The sequence below is a fragment of the Gemmatimonas sp. genome (assembly GCF_031426495.1).
GTDB lineage: Bacteria > Gemmatimonadota > Gemmatimonadetes > Gemmatimonadales > Gemmatimonadaceae > Gemmatimonas.
Window position 1 is genome coordinate 45,162 of record NZ_JANPLK010000021.1, and the last position, 19,612, is coordinate 64,773.

The window sequence follows — 19,612 nt, forward strand, 5'->3', positions numbered from 1 at the left end:
GTACACACGATGGTGAAGAGTCGTACGGCCGGCTCCCGGATCCGGGTTTCAAGCGAAGAGGTTGACCTCGACAGGCTGCACGATGTCCACCGTCTCCACGCGCAGCGTGAGTGACGAGACGGTGATGCGCGGGATACGACGCAACTGACGGTGTCCGATGGTGGTACCGCTCGCCAACAGCTGCGGGCGACTGCCGGTCGTGGACACGCTCCACGACGACACGCGCTGTCCCTGCGAGATGGGCTCACGCATATCAAGCAGCGAGACCGATTGCGGCGCGCGCAATTGAATCGTGCGAACGCCGGCGCGGGCGCCGTCCGTGCGCCATGCGCTGTGGCGCACCGAGAGCGGGTGCGCGAACAGCGACGCGAGCGACGCACGCATGGCGGCCAGTCGCGCGACATCCACGTCGTGCACCAGTCCATCGCGCGTGGGAGGCACGTTCAACAACAGCTTGGAGTTCCGGCCGACGCTCGTGAAGTAGAGCTGCACGAGATCCTCGACACTCTTCACCGTGGCGTCCTCGGCCGGATGATAGAACCAGCCTGGCCGGATGGACACATCAGTTTCGCTCGGTCGCCACACCGACCCATCGGGATGCCCGTGCTGCAACGATGCGATCACATCATCGCCGCTCGCCCCGATATACGGCACCGACTCCGGCCGGATCGTGCTCCAATGCGTTTCACCCGCGACGCCGCGCTCGTTGCCGATCCATCGCACATCGGGGCCGGCATCGGAGAACATGATCGCGCCAGGTTGCAGCTTGCGCACCAGCGCCCACGTGCGCGGCCAGTCATACGACTGGCGTTTGCCGTTCGGCCCTTCGCCGTTCGCGCCATCAAACCACACTTCGTGCAACGCACCGTAGCGCGTGAGCAGTTCGGTGAGCTGCGCCATGTACACATTGTTGTAGCGCGCGGAATCGCCGTAGGCGGGATGGTTGCGATCCCACGGCGAGCAGTACAGTCCGGGCTTCACGCCTTCGATGCGGCAGGCATCGACGAACTCGCGCACCACATCGCCGGAACCACTTCGCCACGGGCTCGACGCGACCGAGTGCGTCGTGGTGGCCGTCGGCCACAAACAGAAACCGTCGTGATGCTTGGCGGTGAGCACCATCGACTTTGCGCCCGCCGCCTTCGCCGCGCGCACCCACTGCCGCGCATCCAGTCGCGTGGGATTGAAGATCGACGGCGATTCGGTGCCATCACCCCACTCGCGGTCGGTGAACGTATTCACGCCGAAGTGCACGAAGACGGCGAACTCGTCGCGCTGCCACGCGAGTTGCGGCGGCGTAGGACGCGGTCGCGACTGGAGGCCGAGCGAGGGCACCGCACCGAGGCGACCGATCGCCGCAGCGGCCGTGAGCTGGGTCAGAAAGTGTCGACGACTGAGAGACATGTCTGCGCGAGAAAAGAGTCGAACTACTCGCGCAAAACATGCGGCGGTCAGTGCCCTGGCGCGAGCACGTCGGCGCGCGGCGCGACCCAAGGTGGAATCCACTTCCCGGTCAGCGGGCAGCCGGTTCCCGGCGCCACCGACAGCCCGGCAAATCCGCCTCCACCGATGCCGAACCTCGCGTCGGCCACGACGGCCGTGCCGCTGGCGTCGAGCGACCACACTGGGGTCCGCATGAACCGCATGGCGGCCGCGAATTCGCAGCGCGTGGCCGCCAGCGCCACGAACTCGGCGCGCGGCACCGCCCACGTCTCCCCCCACGCCACCGCGGGCGAGGAGGCAAAGGAAACCGAGCGGGAGACACCCGGCAGCGAGCCCAGTGTGTTCCGCGAACTCCCGGTGCCGGCCGCCATGCACCCCGCCGCGTTCAACCCTGAGTTCCACGGCGCCACGGTCGCTGTCGTCACGCGGTACTCTGTACTCGTGGACGTAACGACCATAGCCGAGAAGCAGCGCGGGTCGGCCGCCGCCGGCGTGAGTACCACATCACGCAGTGAGCCACCGTTCACCAGCTCCGTCACCACGGCGCGCGCCTGGACCGACGACAGGAAGAACAAGGTCGTGACCACGACCCACGCCGCGATCCCCGTGAAGGGGCGTGCCGCCGGGGACACCGCACGCTGCAGGGCCATCCCGACGAACGCCATGATCGTGACGCCCAAGGCGACGGGGGGCGAGACTTGTCCGGCAAACCAGCAAAGCGCGAGGATCGCCACCAACGCCAGCAGCAACAGCACACGTCCGACAATGCGGCGCGGCCCCCACACGAGGGGTGGGATCGCCACGACCATCAACCATGGCTCCACGATGAACACCGCGTCGCCGTAGAACCAGCGATTGTCGAACGGCCAGAACGGATGCACACCGTAGCTATTCGTGAAGTCGAGTGCCAAGTGCGACAGCGTGCCGACGATTGCCAGCACCAGGAGCGCCCGCGCGCCAACCCTCGAGACAATCGCCGACGAGGCATCCGCCCGCTCGCGCCCCTTGAGGCCATGCTGCCACCACCAGCGCGTGATCCACCACAGCACCACCGCGCTCACCAGGGCCCAGACCACCGTGTGGGTGTGCCCTCGGTGATGCAGCAGGTAGCCGAGCTTCCCCATCGCCACCATCGGACCCGAGTACACCAGGTCCGCGTCGGGGAACTCCGCCGCCGCGATGCCCAGCACCACGGCGGCCCGACGGAATTGGGCGAGTGACGGTGCCTCCGCCCCCGAGGAGGAGGCGCGCCCGATGCGACGCTGTACAGACGAGACGGTGGCATCGGCCATGAGCAGGCCGGCCAGAGCGTGTGTGACGTTATCCACGCGTGGTACTTGAGCGCTCGCCTGCTGGCTGTCAACCGACCGCCAGGACGTTCAGCGAAGACGTGTGGGGCGGTACACGGTGACCTTCGACCCTTCGGCCACGAACATCGAGCGCGGCGGCACCGACAGCGGCGCCTCGAACGCCGGGCCGTACAAGCCGCGTACATCGGCATCGAACGAGGGGGCCGACGCCTGCCAGACCCGCCACGAGGGATGCGCGACCTGATACTCCACGGTACTGCCATCCCGCTGCGGCGTGTAGCCCCAATAATGCTCGGCGATGAACTCGGGCTCCGAGCCGGGCACCAACGGCGCCGGCTCGCCAACAGCCGTGACGCTGACCTGCTGATGCTGCGCGTTACCGAACCAGCCGTACATCAGCCGGCCGGGGGACGACATGAGCGCGGGCGGCACTCGGCTGTGCATCGGCAACGCAGAGTAGGGCTCGTTGTAGAACAGCCGCGCCGTGTAGGCGATCGCTGCCCGCGGTACGAGTTCGCGCACGAATACCACGCCGCGGCGGGCCGCGCCATCAGGCATCAAGCGCTTCACGTAGAAGCGCAGATTGACTTCGTCGAAATCGCGGTGAAACGGCACCGGTACGCCCAGCACGCGCGTGTCGAGAAAGCGGAAGCCGACGATGCTCGCCAGGGCGCGCCCCTCGAATAGATCGAGCACCGTGTGCCTCGGCACAAGCGGCTCGAGCACGGCCGACGGGATCTCGTAGTTCAGCATCACGAGATAGCGCCATTCGGCGGTCAGAAACGGTCGGCGGGCGACTTGATCAGGTGTGGTCACACCAGATCAACCCGCCCGCCGTGTCTGCGTTCCCGCCGACGCTCACCCACGAGCTACATCGCCGTCTTCACCGCGTTGCCAAGGGTGAAGCGCGCCAGCCATTCATACTCACGCTTCATGCGGTCCATCTGATGATAGTACTCCGTGAAGCCGTGTCCCTCGCGCGGATAGAACACCAGCTCAGTAGTCTTGCCGCGATCCTTGAGCGCGCGATAGAACTCCATCGGCTGACCGATCGGCACGCGCTCGTCGTTGCCGCCATGCAGAATCAGCAGTGGCGTGGTGACGTTGTTGCTGTAGCTGATGCCCGAGCGCTCGAGATACTTCCGGATGTTGGCGTTCACGATCGACCCGTCGTACTGGGGATCGCCGAAGAAGGTATTGATGTACCCCGGAATGTCCGTCGTGCCCGCCATCGACAGCAGCGACGGCAGTCCGGCGCCCATCATCGCGGCCTTGAAGCGTCCGGTCTGCGATACTACCCACGACGTCATATAGCCGCCGTAGCTCCAGCCTTCGAACGCCATGCGCGTGGAATCGGCGATGCCGCGCTTGATGAGCTCATCAACGCCGGTCATGATGTCGCGATAGTCGCCACCGCCCCAGTCACCGGTGTTGGCGTGCATCCACCATTCGCCGTACCCGGTCGAGCCACGCGGATTCGGATAGAGCACCGCCCACCCGCGCGCGGCGTACGTCTGCCCGGGGCTGGTGCCGCCCTTGAATCCGTTGGTGTGTGCCCCGGTCGGACCGCCGTGCGCCGACACGACCAGCGGCACGCGCGCGCCCTCGCGGTAGCCCACCGGCAACAGCAGCACGCCTTCCACCTCACGGCCGTCCTTCGACTTCCAGCTGATGACGCGCGACGCCCCGAGGGTGCGCTCGCCGAGCCAGGCATTCGTGGTGGTGATGCGCGTGGGCGTTCCACTGCCGCTCTGCACGTACACTTCGCCCGGCATGTCGGGCGAATCGAGTACCATCGCCAGCTTCGATCCGTCGCTGTTCGCCGAGAGCCCTTGCACGAGCACGTCCTTCGTGCGCTTGCTGTAGCTCTTGCTGGCGAGGTCGTACGCGTACAGTGAGTTCCACACGCGATCGCTGGCGGTGAACCACAGCTGCTTGCCATCGGGCGACCAGCGGAGCGCGCCCGGACTCACATCGAAATCGGCGCGGGCGTGGTTGGTAAGCGCGCGCGTGGCGATGTCGAACGTGACCACGCGCGCGTTCCGCAGCGTGCGCGGCATGATGCCGTCCTTGTGTGGCGCCATCTCGTGCGGCAGCATTGTGAATGCCAGCATCTTGCCATCGGGCGAGAACTGCGGTGCCGTTTCCGCGTCGTTGGTCGTCGTGATCGCGTCGAGGGCGAGCGAGGCCACGTCCACCACATACGCGTTACCGCGTTCGTCGCGGATCATCGGCGTGGGCGATGCACGGAAGCCCAATTTCTTGCCGTCGGGCGACCAGTTGGGCACGCCGCTCACCGTGTACGCCCCGGACGTGACCTTGCTCGCCTTGCCCGACGCCACGTCGACCACCCAGATGTGGTTCAAGCGGAAATCATCTTCGTACACCTTGGGGTCGTCGCGCCGGCGAAGCTTCGCTTCGTGATCGCGCGTGAGCGTATCGGTGGTCACGATGGCGATGCGCGAGCCATCCGGCGACCACACGTACGACGACACACCGTCACGTACCGTGGTGAGTTGCCGTGACTCGCCGCCGTCGGCCGGCAGCAGCCAGATCTGCGGCTTTGGTGCATCGTCGCTGGTCCCAGTGCCACGCGCGGCCACGAACGAAATCGTGCGACCATCGGGAGACCACTGCGCCTGGGATTCCCCGCGCTCGCCGAACGTGAGCTGACGCGGCGCGCCGCCGGCGGCCGACACCATAAACACGTGCGAGCGACGTTCGTGACGATCGCCAAGCGCCGTGTCACCCTTCGCGTTCGGATGCTCCCACGCGCTGATCGCGTAGAGCACCCGCGCGCCGTCGGGCGCCATCGCCACGCCGCCCACCGACTTGAGGCGCATGATGTCGCTCTCGTCGAGTCCCTTCGACTGTGCACGCGCGAGCGACGGAACGAGCGATGGCGCGGCGACGAACGCCGCCGCGAGCACCGCAGACGAACAGAAACGACGCGACATGGCGGCCTCTTACTTGAAGATGTTCAGCAAATTGGTGACGAAACCGCTGTGCTCGGCCTGTGCCTTCTCGAGAATCTCGAGTTCGCCCTTATCGAGCCAGAGGCCTTCGCAAGTCGGGCAGGTATCGACGATGACATGATGCGTTTCGCGCGACACGAGCGGCGTGCCGTCGCGCGGGCACTTGTTGCGCTCGGCGGCCACCTGTGCGGCGCGCTCGACGTCGGCCTTGGCGCGCATCTCCTTGCGCAGGTCGGCGTCGATCCGGGCAAAGTATTCGTCTTCGTTGCGACTGGGCGTGTGCTCGATGGCCATGGCTCTACTGGTGCGTGAGGGGAACGGGCGTGATACGCTAAGAAACGCGTCGGCTACGGCTGAGCGCAAGTCGCTAGGTCCGCCCGGGCGCCAGGAGGTGCTGAGTCGGGAAAACGCAAATGCCGATCGACAGTATCATCGATCGGCAGGTGCCGCGTGGCCGGTGGGGTACTCGCGCTTCGAGATGCGCAACGTGGTCCATCGGGCGCACGCCCTGTACGACTCGGCTACGCGGCGACGTTCGCGCGCGCGTAGGGGATGATGTCGAGTCGTTCGAACGGGATCTCCTCGCCCGACTGCTCGTCGAGGCCGAACGTTTCCGGCGAGGAAGCCAGTCGTTCCAGCGCCGCGTCGATTTCGGCGATCTCGGCCGAGCGCCGAGTGGAGACGGAGGCTTCGAGCGCTTCGTTGGCGGCGTCGGTCCCAAGGTCGGCCGGATGCGTCGGGAATTTGGAAAGGTCGCCGGCGAGATCCTGGCTGTCTTCGGACGATTCCTCGCCCACGAAGTCCTGAAGCTGCTCGAGAAGGCGGGTGCGCTCCTCGTGGAGGCGCTTCTCGAGGTGCTGCAGCTGCGATGCGGTCAGTGGCATGGAAACTCCGAATCCGAGGGAAGGTCATCGTGACGGGCTGAAGAGCAGCCCGGCGCGGTGAGCGAAGCGGCTCAACTGCATGGATCGATCCAGCCGCTCGGGCACGCCGTCGCCGACACCACCGGATGCTGCGCGAGGCGCTAAGTTCCCTCTGGGGATGGCGGCGGACGTCGCACCTGCCCTGCCCCATTTCCCGAAGAGGAGCCGCTCGATGCCCGATCAGAGTTCGTTTACCGCCGAGCACCGCTCGTTCGAATGGGAACTCGTCCTCAAGTACGAGGACCTCTCGCTTCCCGCGTCGGAGTGGAACGAAGCCACGCTCGCCGTTGTCGCCGGGTGGTACGCGAAGAATCTGCCCAGCGAGCAGGCCGAGGCGCGCTACGAGAAGTCGTATCACCGCAACCGCCGTCGGCTGTCGAACCGTCTGGATCCCGCGTCGGTGGACACGGCCGCGATCGAGAAGCTCGATGGTGTCTGGGAGTCATTGTTGACGCGAGTGCTGCAGGCGAAGAAGTAGCGCCTCGCGGCGAGTCTCTCCGTGTGACGGTTCGGGCCAGATCGCGCGGGCATTCGTGTTGGCCCCTTGCCCCACCGGCGCACCGCATCAATGCTGCACTATTCCAGACGCACGCGAGTCGTCGATTGGGACTACACTGCACCGTGGGCAATGACTGTTCCTGAGATTCCGTCCGATGGCCCGAGTACCTCCGACCCGCTCGATGCCGAGCGTACGGCGCGCACCTGCGCGGCGCACGTCTTGGCGTGGGTCCGCGGGGTTGGGCCAGTGCCCGCACCGCACAGCGTGTCGCGACTGGCGCATGACGCGATACAATCGCTGCGTGCGGAGCGTGAATTGGCGCTGGCGTATCGACGCCATCGCACGCCGGCGGTGAAGACACCAACAATGCCGAGTGGTATCCTGGCGGCGCTGCTCGATCCCATGCTGATCGATTTGCGATACCATGACGTGGTGCAGCTCCATCGTACACCGACGCAGTACTTCGTGGCCTTCGACCCGGCCACCGACGAGCTCCTCTCCTGGGAATCGGGCGATCCCAGTCGGGTGAAGCGATGGGGGCCGGCCGCGTGTCGCGGCGACGTACAGATGGCGTCGTTGCTCCGCGCTGGGCGTGAGGCGCGCTATCCGTGGGTGTATCCGGATGCGGCGGCGATGGACGTCGTGCCACCGCTCTCGGCGGATTCGAACTAGCCCTCGATTGACTGATCGGCTGCCGAGAGACGATCTCGCAGCACACCTTGCACGGCCTCACGGAGTTGGAGCGGCGCGAATGGCTTCTCGATGTGCAGGTTGCTCGAATTCGAGAGAAACGCCTGTGCGCTGGCCGTGAACGCGCCCCCCGTCAGGAATATCAAGCGGTGTGCCTGGTCTGGCAGCGTACGCAACAGCTCCGCGTGCAGCTCGCCCCCCGTCATCTCGGGCATCATGATATCGCAGAGAATGACGTCGAACCGATCACCCGCTTGCAGTAGCGCCAGCGCCTCGCGTGCGGCGGTCACGCCGATCACGTTATGCGCGCCCCCGAGGGTGCGCACGATACTGCGCACGATGAGCTCTTCGTCGTCCACGATCAATATGCGCGCGCGCGCGCTGCGTTCGTTCGCCTGAATAGGCATTGGTGGAACGACGGACGCCATCGTCGCAATCGGCAGGGAAACGGAGAACGTCGTGCCTGTTCCCAGCTCGCTTCGTACGGACAGTGTACCGCCGAAGTCGGTGACGATCCGCTGGCAGATGGCGAGACCCAGTCCAGTGCCAAGCCCCACATCCTTCGTGGTGAAGAATGGATCGAAGATGCGGTTGAGATTCTCGGGCGGTATTCCAGCGCCGGTGTCGCCCACGTCGACGACCACGCGCTGCTGAGCATCATCGTAGCGGGTCGAGAGGCTGATGAGATTCTGCTTCGCGTGACCTTCGGAGAGCGCCTGCGCCGCATTGACCACGAGATTCAGAAAGACCTGACCAAGTCGGGCCTCGCTCGCATCGACCAGCGGCACCGTGCTGTATTCGCGTACGAGTCGCGCACGATGTCGAATCTCGTTCCACGCCATGCGGACAGTCGAGTCCAAGACGCCGTTGATGTCGACCGCGCAGCGTGCTTCATCCGGCTTGGCGCGCGAGAAGAGTTTGAGGTCACGCACGATGATCCGAACGCGTTCGGCCGCCTCGCGCGCATCGTTGAGCGGCTCCCACAGATTGGATTGCAGCCACGCCGCACCGTCTCCGCTGGCTATGGATCGGTCAGAGGCGTGCTCGAGGCGCTCCGCGATAAAGTCCAGGTTCGCCGTGACGGCGGCCAGTGGGTTGTTGATCTCATGGGCGACGCCTGCGGCCAGCGTCCCGACCGACGCCATGCGATCGCTGACGACGAGCTGCGCCTCGGCCGTCCGCAGCGAGTCTTCGGCCTGCCGCCGGCGTGTGCGATCCGACATCATGGCGAGCATGCCCACGTGCTCACCATTCGTGTCCCGAACGGCACTGCACTTGAGTTCGACGTAGAGCTCTGATCCATCCCTTCGAAGAATGGTGACCTCACTCGCCCCCTCGGCATCGTGCTCGGCGCTTCCGATGCGATGCATCGCCTGCGCGTGGGAGAGCTCCGGCAGCAACTGCAGTAACGACCGTCCGATCAGTTCAGCCGTCGTATACCCGAGCATTTCTGCGACGCGTGGGTTGGCGAACGTGAGGGTTGCGTCCAACGTTACGGTGATGATGCCTTCGTTCGTTGTCTCGACTATCCGACGATATCTCGCTTCGCTTTCACGCAGCGCGTCCTGCGCCTCCGCGAGCAAGACGGGCGTGCGGCTGCTGCTATCGACCACGGCATCGACCTGACCGGAAACCAACGCCGTAATAGTCGCGTTTGCTTCGGCGAGTCGTTGCCGGAGCGTTCGTACGTCAATCATGGCGACGTGGCCGGTTGCCGAGCGCGAGCAGCACTTGCTCGGTGTCACTCAGATTGCCGATGATGCGTTCGGTCGGTCGTGGCTGCAGCTTCAGGAGCGTCGGCGTGACGACGATGCCGTCGGCAGCGGCCTGTTCGGGCGATTCGAGGAGATCCACGATCTCGAGCTTATAGGCGTCGGCGAAGTGGGCCTCGCAGATGGCCGTGGCGTTGGCGATCGCTCGCACCGAGTTCGGCGCGCGGCCGGCGACATACAGTCGAAGGTGCATGCGGACGGCATTGGATTCGGAGCGGGCCATCCTACGGCGCCTTTCGGCCGAGGGAAGTGCGCCGAGGCTTCGGTGCGGCCTTCGGTGATGCGCCCGGCTTGGCCAGCATAGCCTCGGCATCCGCGTGCCGCATTTCGAGCAGCGCCGTGCGATCGGTGTCGAGCAGTTCCGAGGCTTCCCTCATCGTGCGAGCCAACAGCTCGAGCTCCGCGCCTCGCGCTTCCGTCTCCGCTTGCACCACCTGTAGGCGGGCCGCCGCCTCCACCTGCTTGAGTTGCAACTGGAGTCGTTTCAGCTCCGTTGTCACTTCGTTGCGTTTTCTTGCGGCAATGCCCTCCTGTTCCCACTGCCAGCGCGCGACGCCCATCAGCACCTTGCCATGCGCCACAAACACATCAGTCAACGTGACCCCGCTGTCGGTCAGCGTGAGCTCACGCACCTGATTCGAATGGCCCGTACCGCGCGACTTCACGATGGTGAGCGCGCGATTGCGCTCGCCATCCTGCACCAGATACGACATATGAATCCAGGTGTCGGCGATCGTGGAGATTCCGGTCGCCGTCGCTTCATCGGTGTTGATCCCGTCGAGCAACGACGTGTTGACGACCGTGATGCCTTCCACTTTGAGATAGTCGAGGAACTGCTGCGCCGCGTCGGCCGACGCGACGTGCGCCAGTTTGGTGGAGAGCGCCGACAGCGGGTCAATGACCAGACAGCGAGGATTGTGCAGGCGCACCATGGCGCGCAGTTCTCCGAACTGATCTTCGACGTTCGGCCCGCGTGTGCGCGTGGAGTACATCTTGAGCAGTCCCGACGCGAGATATGGTGCGAACTGAATGGCGACCGACTGCAGGTTGCGCACGATCTGCGCCGCGCCTTCGTCGAAGCTCACATACATCGTTCGCTCACCGCGTTCGCAAGCCGCAACCGCAAACAGGGCGGCCAGCGTGGACTTTGCGGTTCCGGGAGCGCCGGAGATCAAGATGTTGCTACCGCGATGATAGCCGCCACGCAGCATGTGATCGAGCCGAGGCAAGCCCGTGGATATGCGCTCGTCGGAAACGTCGTAGCGCAGTTCAACCGGACCGCGGTTCGTGAGTTGCAGTCCTTCGGTCGTCAGTGTGATGGGGAACTCGTCACCGGCGAATCCGGAGCCGCGGTACTTCATGACCCGAAGGTTGCGGAACGCCGAGCCCTCAACCACCTGGTGCCGCACGATCACGACGCAATCGACGATAAACTGCAGATAGCTATAGCGCTGATCGACGATGTCGGTCCCGACTTTCTGCGTAATGACGCCCGTGAGGCCGGTACGGGCGAGCCAATCGCGAATGCGATAGATCTCCCGACGCTCCACGACCGGATCGTCGAGCAAGCCGAGGAGGACGTCCAAGCCGTCGAAGACGATGCGCTGCGCGTTGCTTGTTCGCGCCAGCGACTCGAGGATGGCCAGCATGCCGACAAAGTCGAATTCGCCCGACTTCACGATCTCGGGCGAGAGGCGCGCGTCGAAGAATTGCAGCCGCTTTTTCGCGAGTCGCGGGAGGTCCCAGCCAAACGCCGAGGCGTTGCTGATGATCTGAGCGACGCTTTCCTCGAACGCGACAAAGATTGCGGATTCGTTCGATTCGCGCACGCCGTTTACCAGCGACTGTAGGGCAAACACCGTCTTTCCGCTGCCCGCTCCTCCCATGATCAGCGTCGTTCGACCGCGCGGAAGACCGCCTCGGGTAATTTCGTCGAACCCGCGGATGCCGGTGAGAATCTTGGGCGAAGCCAGCGTCGGAGTGATGGTCACGATCGGATGTCCTTCTCGAGGTAGCGAAAGACGAGCCGCAGAAGGCGGCCATGCGCTCGGCAACAATCGAGTCGGCGTCTTGCTCAGTGCAGGTCCAGTCGCATGCAAGCCTCCGCCGGGGCGTGGCTGGCTCCTCCCTCAGGAGGATCGAAAGGCGGGGTTGTCTTCACCCGCCGCGCAAAGCGATCTGGATCTCGGAATGAGCAAGGAGGGGCAAAACGCGCACCCTTCCCCGAACGGCGCTGCATCGCGCGCCGTTACCGGTTCCTGCACGATCTTTGGTAGGAACGGTTGGTCAGCGCCAGCTCACGGGTGACCACCGTATCCCTCGGACGGTGGAAAGATAGCGGACGCAACGGCGCGGCGCTCGACGTCTCGGAGATGGATCTCGCCGCGGCGGGCGCGACGTCGCATCGGTGGAGCCTTCCCGGGGCAACGGCAAAGCGCCGCTTCGTCCTACGCCGACGCGGCACTTCTTACTGCCCCTCCGGAGGTACGCGGCTGCGAACGGGCTCGATCCGACGGGCAATGGGGCACCGGCGAACGTGCTCGCCGGTGCCCCGTCAGTGCAGCATTACTCGCGGGACCGCGTGCCGCAGCGGCTAGCGGCCGGCCGCAGGCTTCACGACCACTTTGCCGCTGAGCATTGGCGCCGGCGACGCCAACTCATACCAGGCATACTCAGTAGTCTGCCACAATCGCAGGCGCACGGTCTGATCGATCGCCGAGACCCAAATCCGGAATTTCATGGGGATCGAGTACTCCCGAATCCTGACGATGCCCTCGCCTTGGTATTCGGCTTCATTGGGCCCGGAGAAAAGCAGATAGCTGTGCGAGGTGCTCTCCAGCGTGAAATCAGGTGTGCGAGCGCCCACCGCCCCGACGCGCAATGTGGTCTTGCCGCTCGGCACCGATGCTCCTGGCCGATAGTCCGCCGTGAAGTGCAGCTCGACTTCGTCGTCGTACCGTATGCCCTCGTACACGTATGACGTGCGAACTTTGCCGTTGCCGGCGATGATGCCGCCTCTCGGCTCGTACGCCACCAGCTCGTGACATTCGGGCAGATTGGTGTTGCCCGCCGCATCCGTGGCCCGCACGCACACCGTGTGTGAGCCGATGGTCGACGCCGTGAGCACCGCGGTCGCCGTTTCACGTGCACTGTCGAACGCGCCATCCTGCGGCGTCATCTTCACCCACGCGCCGCCATCATCAAGACGCACTTCGAGGCGCGCGACGACACGGTTACCCGTATTCTCGTCGGTCGCCGACGCCGTCACGAGCGTCGGGGCCCCGACCACCACGACATCGGGATTGACCGTCAGAAAGCCTACACTCTGGGGTGCCTCGCGGTCGGGAACTCCCCAGATGGACTCCGAGATCCATTGCTGCAGGCGGAACACCGACGTGTGCCCCGAGCCATAACCGCATGGGATTAAACCGAAACTGGTCAACCCGACAATCTCGCCGGCCGCGTTGATGGCCGGCCCACCGCTGTCTCCCAAGCACGTGCTGGACTGCGGCGCACTGGCCCAGAAATGCGTGCGCGTAATGAGAAAGTCGTACCCGCTTCCGCCAACGGTCAGGCTGGTCTCGCGCAGCACATCGGACGTGAAACCGCTTTCTGTCACTCCGAATCCTGCCACGCGAACGGTCTCGCCGGCCACGACGTCCGCGTTGGGAAGGCGCCCCGGTGTCACGTTGGCGTCGCTCTGCAACTCCAAGAGCGCCACATCATTAAACACCGTGGCGAGTCTGAAGCCCGGGTGCGTGAGGATGCGGGTAACGGCGATTGTACGGGCGGCGCTGCTACTGATGTCCCGATCGCCCACAATCACGAAGGCCCGGCTGGCCTGGACCCCCACCACGCAGTGCGCGGCCGTGACCACCCACCGCGAGGCCAAGACGGAGGCCGTACAGAGGCCTGCGTCGTTCCCATTTTCATCTTGAATCCGCAGGCCGACCACAAAGGGCCAGGTCGTCGAGAAATCCTGCGCCGACACCGTCGACCCGTTGACGATGCGGCGGGGGCCGACCGGCTCGGCGGCCGTGGGAAGCTTCTGATCGTGGCAGCCGAGGACGGCCAGCAGTACGGTCGCGAGCGCGAACTGGCGGCGAACGCTGGCTCGACGTTGAGAAAAGGGACCCGCGGCGCGTCCGAGCCGCGTAGGAGTGATGTGCATGGGCGATGCTCCGAGTCGTCGTGTGGACGGCGCCGTCGCACGACGTCACGACGTCGACGACAGGCTTCGTCCGAATGGCTGTGAACAACGACAGGATGGGTCGAACGTGAGCGTTCGGCGTAGCATCCACGTTGCGGGATAGTGCGTGGATGTTGCCGGGATCGTGGCGATTGGCCGTGCTTCTTCCGGAGGGCGCGTGGGGCACGTGGGGCGCGGGAGTCGATCAACGGCGGAACCGCAAAAGGGCCACCCCCGACGTGAGTCGCGGATGGCCCTAGACTGCTTTGTATTGCCCCTCTAGGAATCGAACCTAGAACCTTCTGAGTCAGAGTCGATCCGCGAGGCGCGCCGGAGCCGCTTCCTTGCGATTGACGCCAACATGCTTGCCGTTTCGAGCAACTGGCGCGGAGTTGTGGCCAAAAGAGAGCGCTGCCTGCCCCCCTCGTTCTCCGCAGCTTGCGTATCGTTCCGTGTTCAAGACGGCAGGCGGGCAGCGTAATACGAGTCCTGGTCGATGGCGCACAGGCTTTGGAGTCGCTGTCGCACGCTCTCTCTTACTGCGATCACGGTGCCCGCAGGCAGGTGGGCCGCCATGAGTTCGTCGGCCATGTCGGCGTCTGCGAGGAGCGCTCGGCACTGTTCGGCGAGGAAACGGCGCACCGCAAGCGGCGCGGCGCGACCCTCAGTGACAATCGTGGGCCGTGACGCCATCACGCCGATGATGTCCTCCAGGTCATGGCTATCAAAAGGGCTCTCGCGTCCCCGGTCACTAAACGCCGCCCACTTCAACATCAGGAAGGCGACGGGGCTTGCATGTCGTACGATGCAAGGCGCGTCGCCGTCCTTCTGTCTGAGGTCGATACGAACGGCGGATTCCACGGCGTACGCATCAGCGACGGCGCCCGTGCCGCCAGGATGTTCCCCGACCGGCACGAGGTCGAACGGGCCACCGCCGTCCGGCGCGATCCAGCGGTGCATGTGCGTGGTCGCTCCGTGTTCCGGCGGCACCGCCGCCTCGGAGAATCCACGCGCGCGCAGCGCATCACGGAGCGGCCCTAGCTCTGCGTAGGAGCTCGTGGCGATGACGGCGTCCACATCGTTTGTGGGGCGCACGCGCGGTATTACGTCGTCCGACTGCAGCAGGGGCGCCACGGCTCCGCCGATGAACACCACACGCTCGCACAGTGCACCGAGCTGCCGCGCGATACGACGAAGGCGGTCGAGCGCGGGCGTACTCCGGCGGGTATATCGCGGAGGCACTGGCGGGACTGTCATACGGTGGACGGCTGGCTCGGTGACGGCACCTTCAGTACCTCGCGAAGGTAGCGGCGTGCGATGTCCCGCTCGCGCGCGCGCCCAACGCGCAAGGCGTCGACGGCCGTAAGCAGCGCGTATGTTGCCGGTGCGCGTTTCACGAGTTGGCCAGCCCGTGGGAGCAGCGGGACCAGGGCGCGCCCTTCCACCGTGCCTTGCGGGTCCTCCCACACGAGGGCATCGGCGGCGTCCATCACGTCGGTGAACACCGGGCCCGAGTGCGCTGTCGGAACGCCGCGGGTCGGGGTGCCGGCCGCGGCCGGAAACGCGTAGCGCACGCCGTGCTCGAGAAACTCGAGCAATGCGTGCCGGTTCACCGCACCAACCCCTGCACCCGTCGGCCGCACCAACCCGGCGAGCATCAGCCGCTTCACCGCCGCGTGCGTGGTACTCACGCTCAGCGCGAGATCCTCCGCGAGCGTGCGGAAGTCCGCCCCGGGGCTCTCGGCCAGCCGCAGCGCGACAACGACGTCCAGGGCATGTAGTGCAGTTATGGTCATGACAACCCCATAGTTCTTTGTTCGCGAACTCCGAACAGAAACATGTCAAGTCGTCGTGGGTAGCGCAACGTGGGAGCTGCGGAACCCTTTCACCTACGCGAACACGGGGCAAGGAAGCGCGGCCTTCATTCAACGTGGCCCGATTCGGCTTCCTTTTCCAAGGCGCCCCTCTCGTTAAGTTGCCCTCTCGTTGATCCGGCGAGCGTTCCCGCAAACAATCCGACATGCTGGTTTCCGTCCATCCGCAGTCGCCATCAATGTCCGAGTGTTCCGCCCAGCTGGTGATGCGGTAATGGCGTCTCAATCCGCCCCGCTTCCGTCGCGTTTCCGGTTTGCCAGCCGCGACAGCGCGACCGGCACCGATGATCTCGCCGCCTTGCTGCAGTCGCGACTGCTCGTGATCGCGATGGTCATCGGCGTCACCTTTGTGGTGTTCTTCCTGCTGTTGACGACGCGTATCGGCGCAGTGGACGCCGTCACCGCGACGTCGATGGCGCGCGGACGGATCATCATTGCGTTGGCCGTCCCGCCGAGCCTGGGCTGCGCGTGGTGGCTGCGGCAGCGAACGCCGCGCTCCATGACGGCCCTGCGGCGCGTCGAGATTGCACTGATCGCCGTCTTTTGCTTCTGCATTGTGCTCTCGATAGCCGCCGACTTTCCGAGTCTGGTGTTGGCGCTCGACATCGCCCCCGTCGACCTCGGTTTGAGTCAGTCTGTCTGGATGGGGCTCATGATCGTGGCCTACGGCATGATGGTCCCCAATCGTTGGCAGCGCACGGTGCAAGTCATCGCAATGATCCTCGTGGCCACGGCGCTCGTTGATCTCTGGTGCTTGTGGCAGTACCCAATCAGCGCGTCATCGACGGTGGCCTACCTGAGCGCGCAGTGGAGTGCGCTGTTTGGCTTCACTACCTTTGCCGTGTTCGGGGCCTATCGCCTCGAAGTCGCCAGCAACATCGCGCGCGATGCCCTGAAGCTTGGTCAGTATGTGTTGGTGGAGAAGTTGGGTGCCGGTGGCATGGGGGAAGTGCATCGTGCCGAACACCGGCTGCTGCGTCGTCCGTGTGCCGTCAAACTCATTCGCCCGGAGCACGCCGGCGATCCGGAGGCCTTGCGACGGTTCGAGAGGGAAGTGCAGGCCACGGCCGCCCTGACGCATCCCAATACCGTCGCCATTTACGACTACGGGATCTCCGACGACGGGACGTTCTACTACGTCATGGAGTATCTGCCCGGGGCCACGCTCGAGGAAGTCGTCACGCGGGACGGTCCCATGACGCCTTCGCGCGCCGTGCATGTGCTCCGGCAAGTGGCCGGCGCCCTCCAAGAAGCGCATGAGGCGGGGCTGACGCATCGCGACATCAAACCCGGCAACGTGATGCTCACCGCGCGCGGTGGACGACGCGACGTCGCGAAGCTGCTCGACTTCGGTCTCGTCACCGCGCAGGCGACCGGTGCGAGCGGCGGTGAGGGGCAATCCGACGTGACGCTGGCCGGCATGGTGGTGGGCACCCCGGCGTACATGTCCCCAGAGCAATGCGCTGGTGATGCCCAGCCGGGACCGTCGAGCGACCTGTACAGCCTGGGGGCGTTGGGATTCTTCTTGCTAACCGGCCGCTCTCCGTTTGAAGGGCGGGCCGCACTGCAGATGATGATCGCCCACCTGCACGAGCCACCGCCGTCGGCGGCGGCGCTGCAGCCTGCCGTGCCGCCCGCCTTGGACCGCGTGCTGCAGCGCTGTCTCGCCAAGCAGGCGGCGGACCGGTTCGCGAGTGCGGCCGAACTTGAGGAGGCGCTGGTGAGTGCACTGGCGTAGTCACTTTTCCGAGCGCAACACCCGCGAATGTTCATCCGCACGCGAAACGCTTTGCCAAAAGGGAATTGGGAATCGCCGCACTATGCCCGGAAAACACAAACGCCGCCATCACTCGTAAGTGACGGCGGCGCTTTGTATTGCCCCTCTAGGAATCGAACCTAGAACCTTCTGAGTCAGAGTCAGACGGTTTGCACTCCCGCGCGTTCCCCCGTATACTCTGTAGGTACATGCTACAGAGGGGAACAGTACTGTCGCGCTACCTTGGCGCCGCCCCTCGATTCCCGTTCAGGATCTTCCGGTATCATTCCGGAAGAAACCACCGGATCGCGCCATGCCGAAGCTCTCCCGCGTCAAACTCACCAAACGGACCGTCGACGCCGCGAAGCCCCCGGCGCACGGCGACACGTTCACGTGGGATTGTGAGGTTCGCGGGTTCGGGCTGCGGGTCTACGCGTCCGGCCGGCGGCTCTTCCTATTTCAATACCAAGCACCGGGGACGGCACAAACGCGGCGCCTCGGCCTCGGCGAGTATCCCGCCATCACCGCCGAGCAGGCGCGCGAGCTGGCCCAGCGTGCCGCGAGTCAGCTCGCCGACGGGCGCGACCCGAAGGGCGATGACAGCGACGCGCTGCAGCGCCGGACGATGGCGGACGTATTCCCGGACTACCTCGCGGAGCGCAGCGGCAAGATCGCCCCGCGCACCTATGCCGAGTACGAGCGCACGTGGGAGAAAGCGCTGGCGCCGACCTTCGGGACCAAGCGTATCGGGGTAATCGACGAGGCTACGATCGCGCGGTGGCATAGCGAACGCCGGGAGACGCCTGTCGCCGCCAATCGCGCCGTTGACCTGCTCTCGTCCTTCCTCGCATGGGCGGAACGTCGGGGCTACCGCGCCAAGCACAGCAACCCGTGCGAGAACATCGAGCGGTATGACGAGGTGAAGAAGGGCCGCAGCCTCAGCGTTGCCGAATACCGGGCTTTGGGTGCCGCTCTCGAGAAGGCCGGCACCGTTGGGATCCGACCGGCAGAGAAGCTGCGAAAGACCGCAACGCGAGCCGAGACCAAGAAACATCGGCCGAAGATGGCGGACCTGCCGCGCCAGCAGAGCCCCGTCATTCTCGCAGCGCTGCGGTTCTTGGCACTCTCCGGCTGGCGCGAGCAGGAAGCGCTGTCGCTGCGTTGGGACTCGCTCGACCTCGAGCGAGGAGTTGCCGTCCTCACCGACACCAAGAGCGGCCGCAGCGAGCGCCCGCTCGGTAAACCGGCGCTGGACGTGATTCGCGAGCAGGCGCCGGTCGAAGGCAATCCGTTTGTGTTCGTTGGCGGTCGCTCTGGGCAGCACGTTACCGACGTGAAGTACACGTGGGCAGGCGTGAAGGAAGCGGCGAAGCTCGAATCCACCGCGTCGTTCCGACTCCATGACTTACGGCATAGCTTCACCACGGTTGCGCGTGACGAGCTCGGACTCGGGGACCACGTCATCGCGCGGCTCGTGGGTCACACCATGGGCGGGATCACGTCGCGGTACGGCGAGGTGCGTGACCAGACGGTGCGCACGGCGGCCGATGCGATCGCGACGACGATTCGGGGCTACCTCGATCGGGTTGAGGCGAGGGTACTCCCGCTTGTGCCGCTTGGATCGAAGATCGGATGACAAACCTTCGCTAGGGTTGAGAGTCGACTATGGACGGCAACCCATTGGCATGAACGATTTCCTCCCACGCGGTCATGCCCGCGCGAAGCGCTAAATCGGCAGCAACGCGCTCGCCTGTTTGCGCGACGTTGAGGAAACGCCGGACGAGGAGATCGCCATTCGCCAACTGATGAAATTCGACTTCACCGTCGTCCACGCGGAGCTGATCCCCCTTTCCAACGGGCGTGATCTCCAGGTGCTTGGTACCGTTCGCAAATCCCTGAACAACGCGTAGTCGCGGGTCGGCGTGCGCTTGAGTCAAGATGCCGCGGCGAACAGACTCCTCGATCCCATTATCGTTCTTTATCCAGTCCTTGATGTGCCAACAGCACTGAAAGGCCGCGTGCAAAAAGTCTTCGGCATCGTTGTGCGCCGCCCCGCCATTGGCGAAGGCATCAGTACGGACTGCGTCGACGTAGCGATCGAAGAACCGCCACGTGCGCGCGGCCATCACGTGGTACGGGTGCCACTGGGTCATCTGGGAAGTTCGCCGAGAGATAGACACA

The 19,612-nt window shown here is 65.1% G+C and carries 17 protein-coding genes and 1 tRNA gene; 4 read left to right on the forward strand and 14 right to left on the reverse strand.

From position 1 onward, the window contains the following. Positions 1-48: 48 nt before the first annotated feature. The 6 genes from RMP10_RS06555 to RMP10_RS06580 all read right to left on the reverse strand — a co-directional run bounded on the left by RMP10_RS06555 (position 49) and on the right by RMP10_RS06580 (position 6,612). Positions 49-1,404: an alpha-L-fucosidase gene (locus RMP10_RS06555; RefSeq protein WP_310569568.1), complete on the reverse strand. Its 1,356-nt coding sequence runs from the start codon at positions 1,402-1,404 to the stop codon at positions 49-51. Positions 1,405-1,451: 47 nt separating this feature from the next. Next, positions 1,452-2,771 (reverse strand): metal-dependent hydrolase, encoded by a 1,320-nt coding sequence (locus RMP10_RS06560; protein WP_310569569.1) that lies wholly within the window; start codon positions 2,769-2,771, stop codon positions 1,452-1,454. Between the two features lie 51 nt (positions 2,772-2,822). Then, positions 2,823-3,569, reverse strand: a complete 747-nt coding sequence (locus RMP10_RS06565; RefSeq protein WP_310569570.1) for a DUF2071 domain-containing protein — start codon at positions 3,567-3,569, stop codon at positions 2,823-2,825. A 53-nt stretch (positions 3,570-3,622) separates the two neighbouring features. After that, the gene (locus tag RMP10_RS06570; protein ID WP_310569571.1) at positions 3,623-5,710 is read right to left on the reverse strand and encodes a S9 family peptidase; all 2,088 of its coding nucleotides are present in this window, start codon (positions 5,708-5,710) and stop codon (positions 3,623-3,625) included. A gap of 9 nt (positions 5,711-5,719) precedes the next feature. After that, positions 5,720-6,022, reverse strand: coding sequence for a zf-TFIIB domain-containing protein (locus RMP10_RS06575; protein ID WP_309671986.1), 303 nt, complete (start codon positions 6,020-6,022; stop codon positions 5,720-5,722). Between the two features lie 227 nt (positions 6,023-6,249). Beyond that, a complete protein-coding gene (locus tag RMP10_RS06580) occupies positions 6,250-6,612 on the reverse strand; it encodes a TraR/DksA family transcriptional regulator (RefSeq protein ID WP_310569572.1) in 363 nt (120 codons plus the stop codon). A gap of 211 nt (positions 6,613-6,823) precedes the next feature. On the opposite strand from RMP10_RS06580, the gene RMP10_RS06585 reads away from it, so the two are divergent. Both RMP10_RS06585 and RMP10_RS06590 read left to right on the forward strand, forming a co-directional pair. Then, complete coding sequence (locus tag RMP10_RS06585; protein ID WP_310569573.1) at positions 6,824-7,129, forward strand: hypothetical protein; 306 nt, start codon at positions 6,824-6,826, stop codon at positions 7,127-7,129. Positions 7,130-7,279: 150 nt separating this feature from the next. Beyond that, positions 7,280-7,822 (forward strand): hypothetical protein, encoded by a 543-nt coding sequence (locus RMP10_RS06590; protein ID WP_310569574.1) that lies wholly within the window; start codon positions 7,280-7,282, stop codon positions 7,820-7,822. Here the strand turns inward: RMP10_RS06590 and RMP10_RS06595 are convergent. The 6 genes from RMP10_RS06595 to RMP10_RS06620 form a co-directional block, all read right to left on the reverse strand. Then, positions 7,819-9,537, reverse strand: coding sequence for an ATP-binding protein (locus RMP10_RS06595; RefSeq protein ID WP_310569575.1), 1,719 nt, complete (start codon positions 9,535-9,537; stop codon positions 7,819-7,821). The two genes, RMP10_RS06590 and RMP10_RS06595, sit on opposite strands and share 4 nt — an antisense overlap. Beyond that, positions 9,530-9,805 (reverse strand): circadian clock KaiB family protein, encoded by a 276-nt coding sequence (locus tag RMP10_RS06600; protein WP_310569576.1) that lies wholly within the window; start codon positions 9,803-9,805, stop codon positions 9,530-9,532. The genes RMP10_RS06595 and RMP10_RS06600 overlap by 8 nt, the downstream gene beginning before the upstream one ends. Positions 9,806-9,836: 31 nt before the next feature. Further along, entirely contained in the window at positions 9,837-11,603 is a 1,767-nt protein-coding gene (kaiC, locus tag RMP10_RS06605; RefSeq protein ID WP_310569577.1) for a circadian clock protein KaiC, read from the reverse strand. Positions 11,604-12,205: 602 nt separating this feature from the next. Then, positions 12,206-13,783, reverse strand: coding sequence for a serine protease (locus RMP10_RS06610; protein ID WP_310569578.1), 1,578 nt, complete (start codon positions 13,781-13,783; stop codon positions 12,206-12,208). Between the two features lie 474 nt (positions 13,784-14,257). Then, complete coding sequence (locus RMP10_RS06615) at positions 14,258-15,058, reverse strand: hypothetical protein (RefSeq protein WP_310569579.1); 801 nt, start codon at positions 15,056-15,058, stop codon at positions 14,258-14,260. After that, entirely contained in the window at positions 15,055-15,597 is a 543-nt protein-coding gene (locus RMP10_RS06620) for a winged helix-turn-helix domain-containing protein (RefSeq protein ID WP_310569580.1), read from the reverse strand. The genes RMP10_RS06615 and RMP10_RS06620 overlap by 4 nt, the downstream gene beginning before the upstream one ends. Positions 15,598-15,889: 292 nt before the next feature. On the opposite strand from RMP10_RS06620, the gene RMP10_RS06625 reads away from it, so the two are divergent. Next, entirely contained in the window at positions 15,890-17,413 is a 1,524-nt protein-coding gene (locus RMP10_RS06625) for a serine/threonine-protein kinase (protein ID WP_310569581.1), read from the forward strand. A 140-nt stretch (positions 17,414-17,553) separates the two neighbouring features. Here RMP10_RS06625 and RMP10_RS06630 read toward each other — a convergent pair. After that, positions 17,554-17,623: transfer RNA gene (locus RMP10_RS06630), tRNA-Gln, on the reverse strand. A 121-nt stretch (positions 17,624-17,744) separates the two neighbouring features. Here RMP10_RS06630 and RMP10_RS06635 point away from each other — a divergent pair. Further along, positions 17,745-19,067 carry an integrase arm-type DNA-binding domain-containing protein gene (locus tag RMP10_RS06635; protein ID WP_310569582.1) on the forward strand — a complete coding sequence of 441 codons (1,323 nt, stop codon included), beginning with the start codon at positions 17,745-17,747 and terminating at the stop codon, positions 19,065-19,067. A 10-nt stretch (positions 19,068-19,077) separates the two neighbouring features. Here RMP10_RS06635 and RMP10_RS06640 read toward each other — a convergent pair whose 3' ends face one another. Then, a complete protein-coding gene (locus RMP10_RS06640) occupies positions 19,078-19,584 on the reverse strand; it encodes a hypothetical protein (protein WP_310569583.1) in 507 nt (168 codons plus the stop codon). Positions 19,585-19,612: the final 28 nt, after the last annotated feature.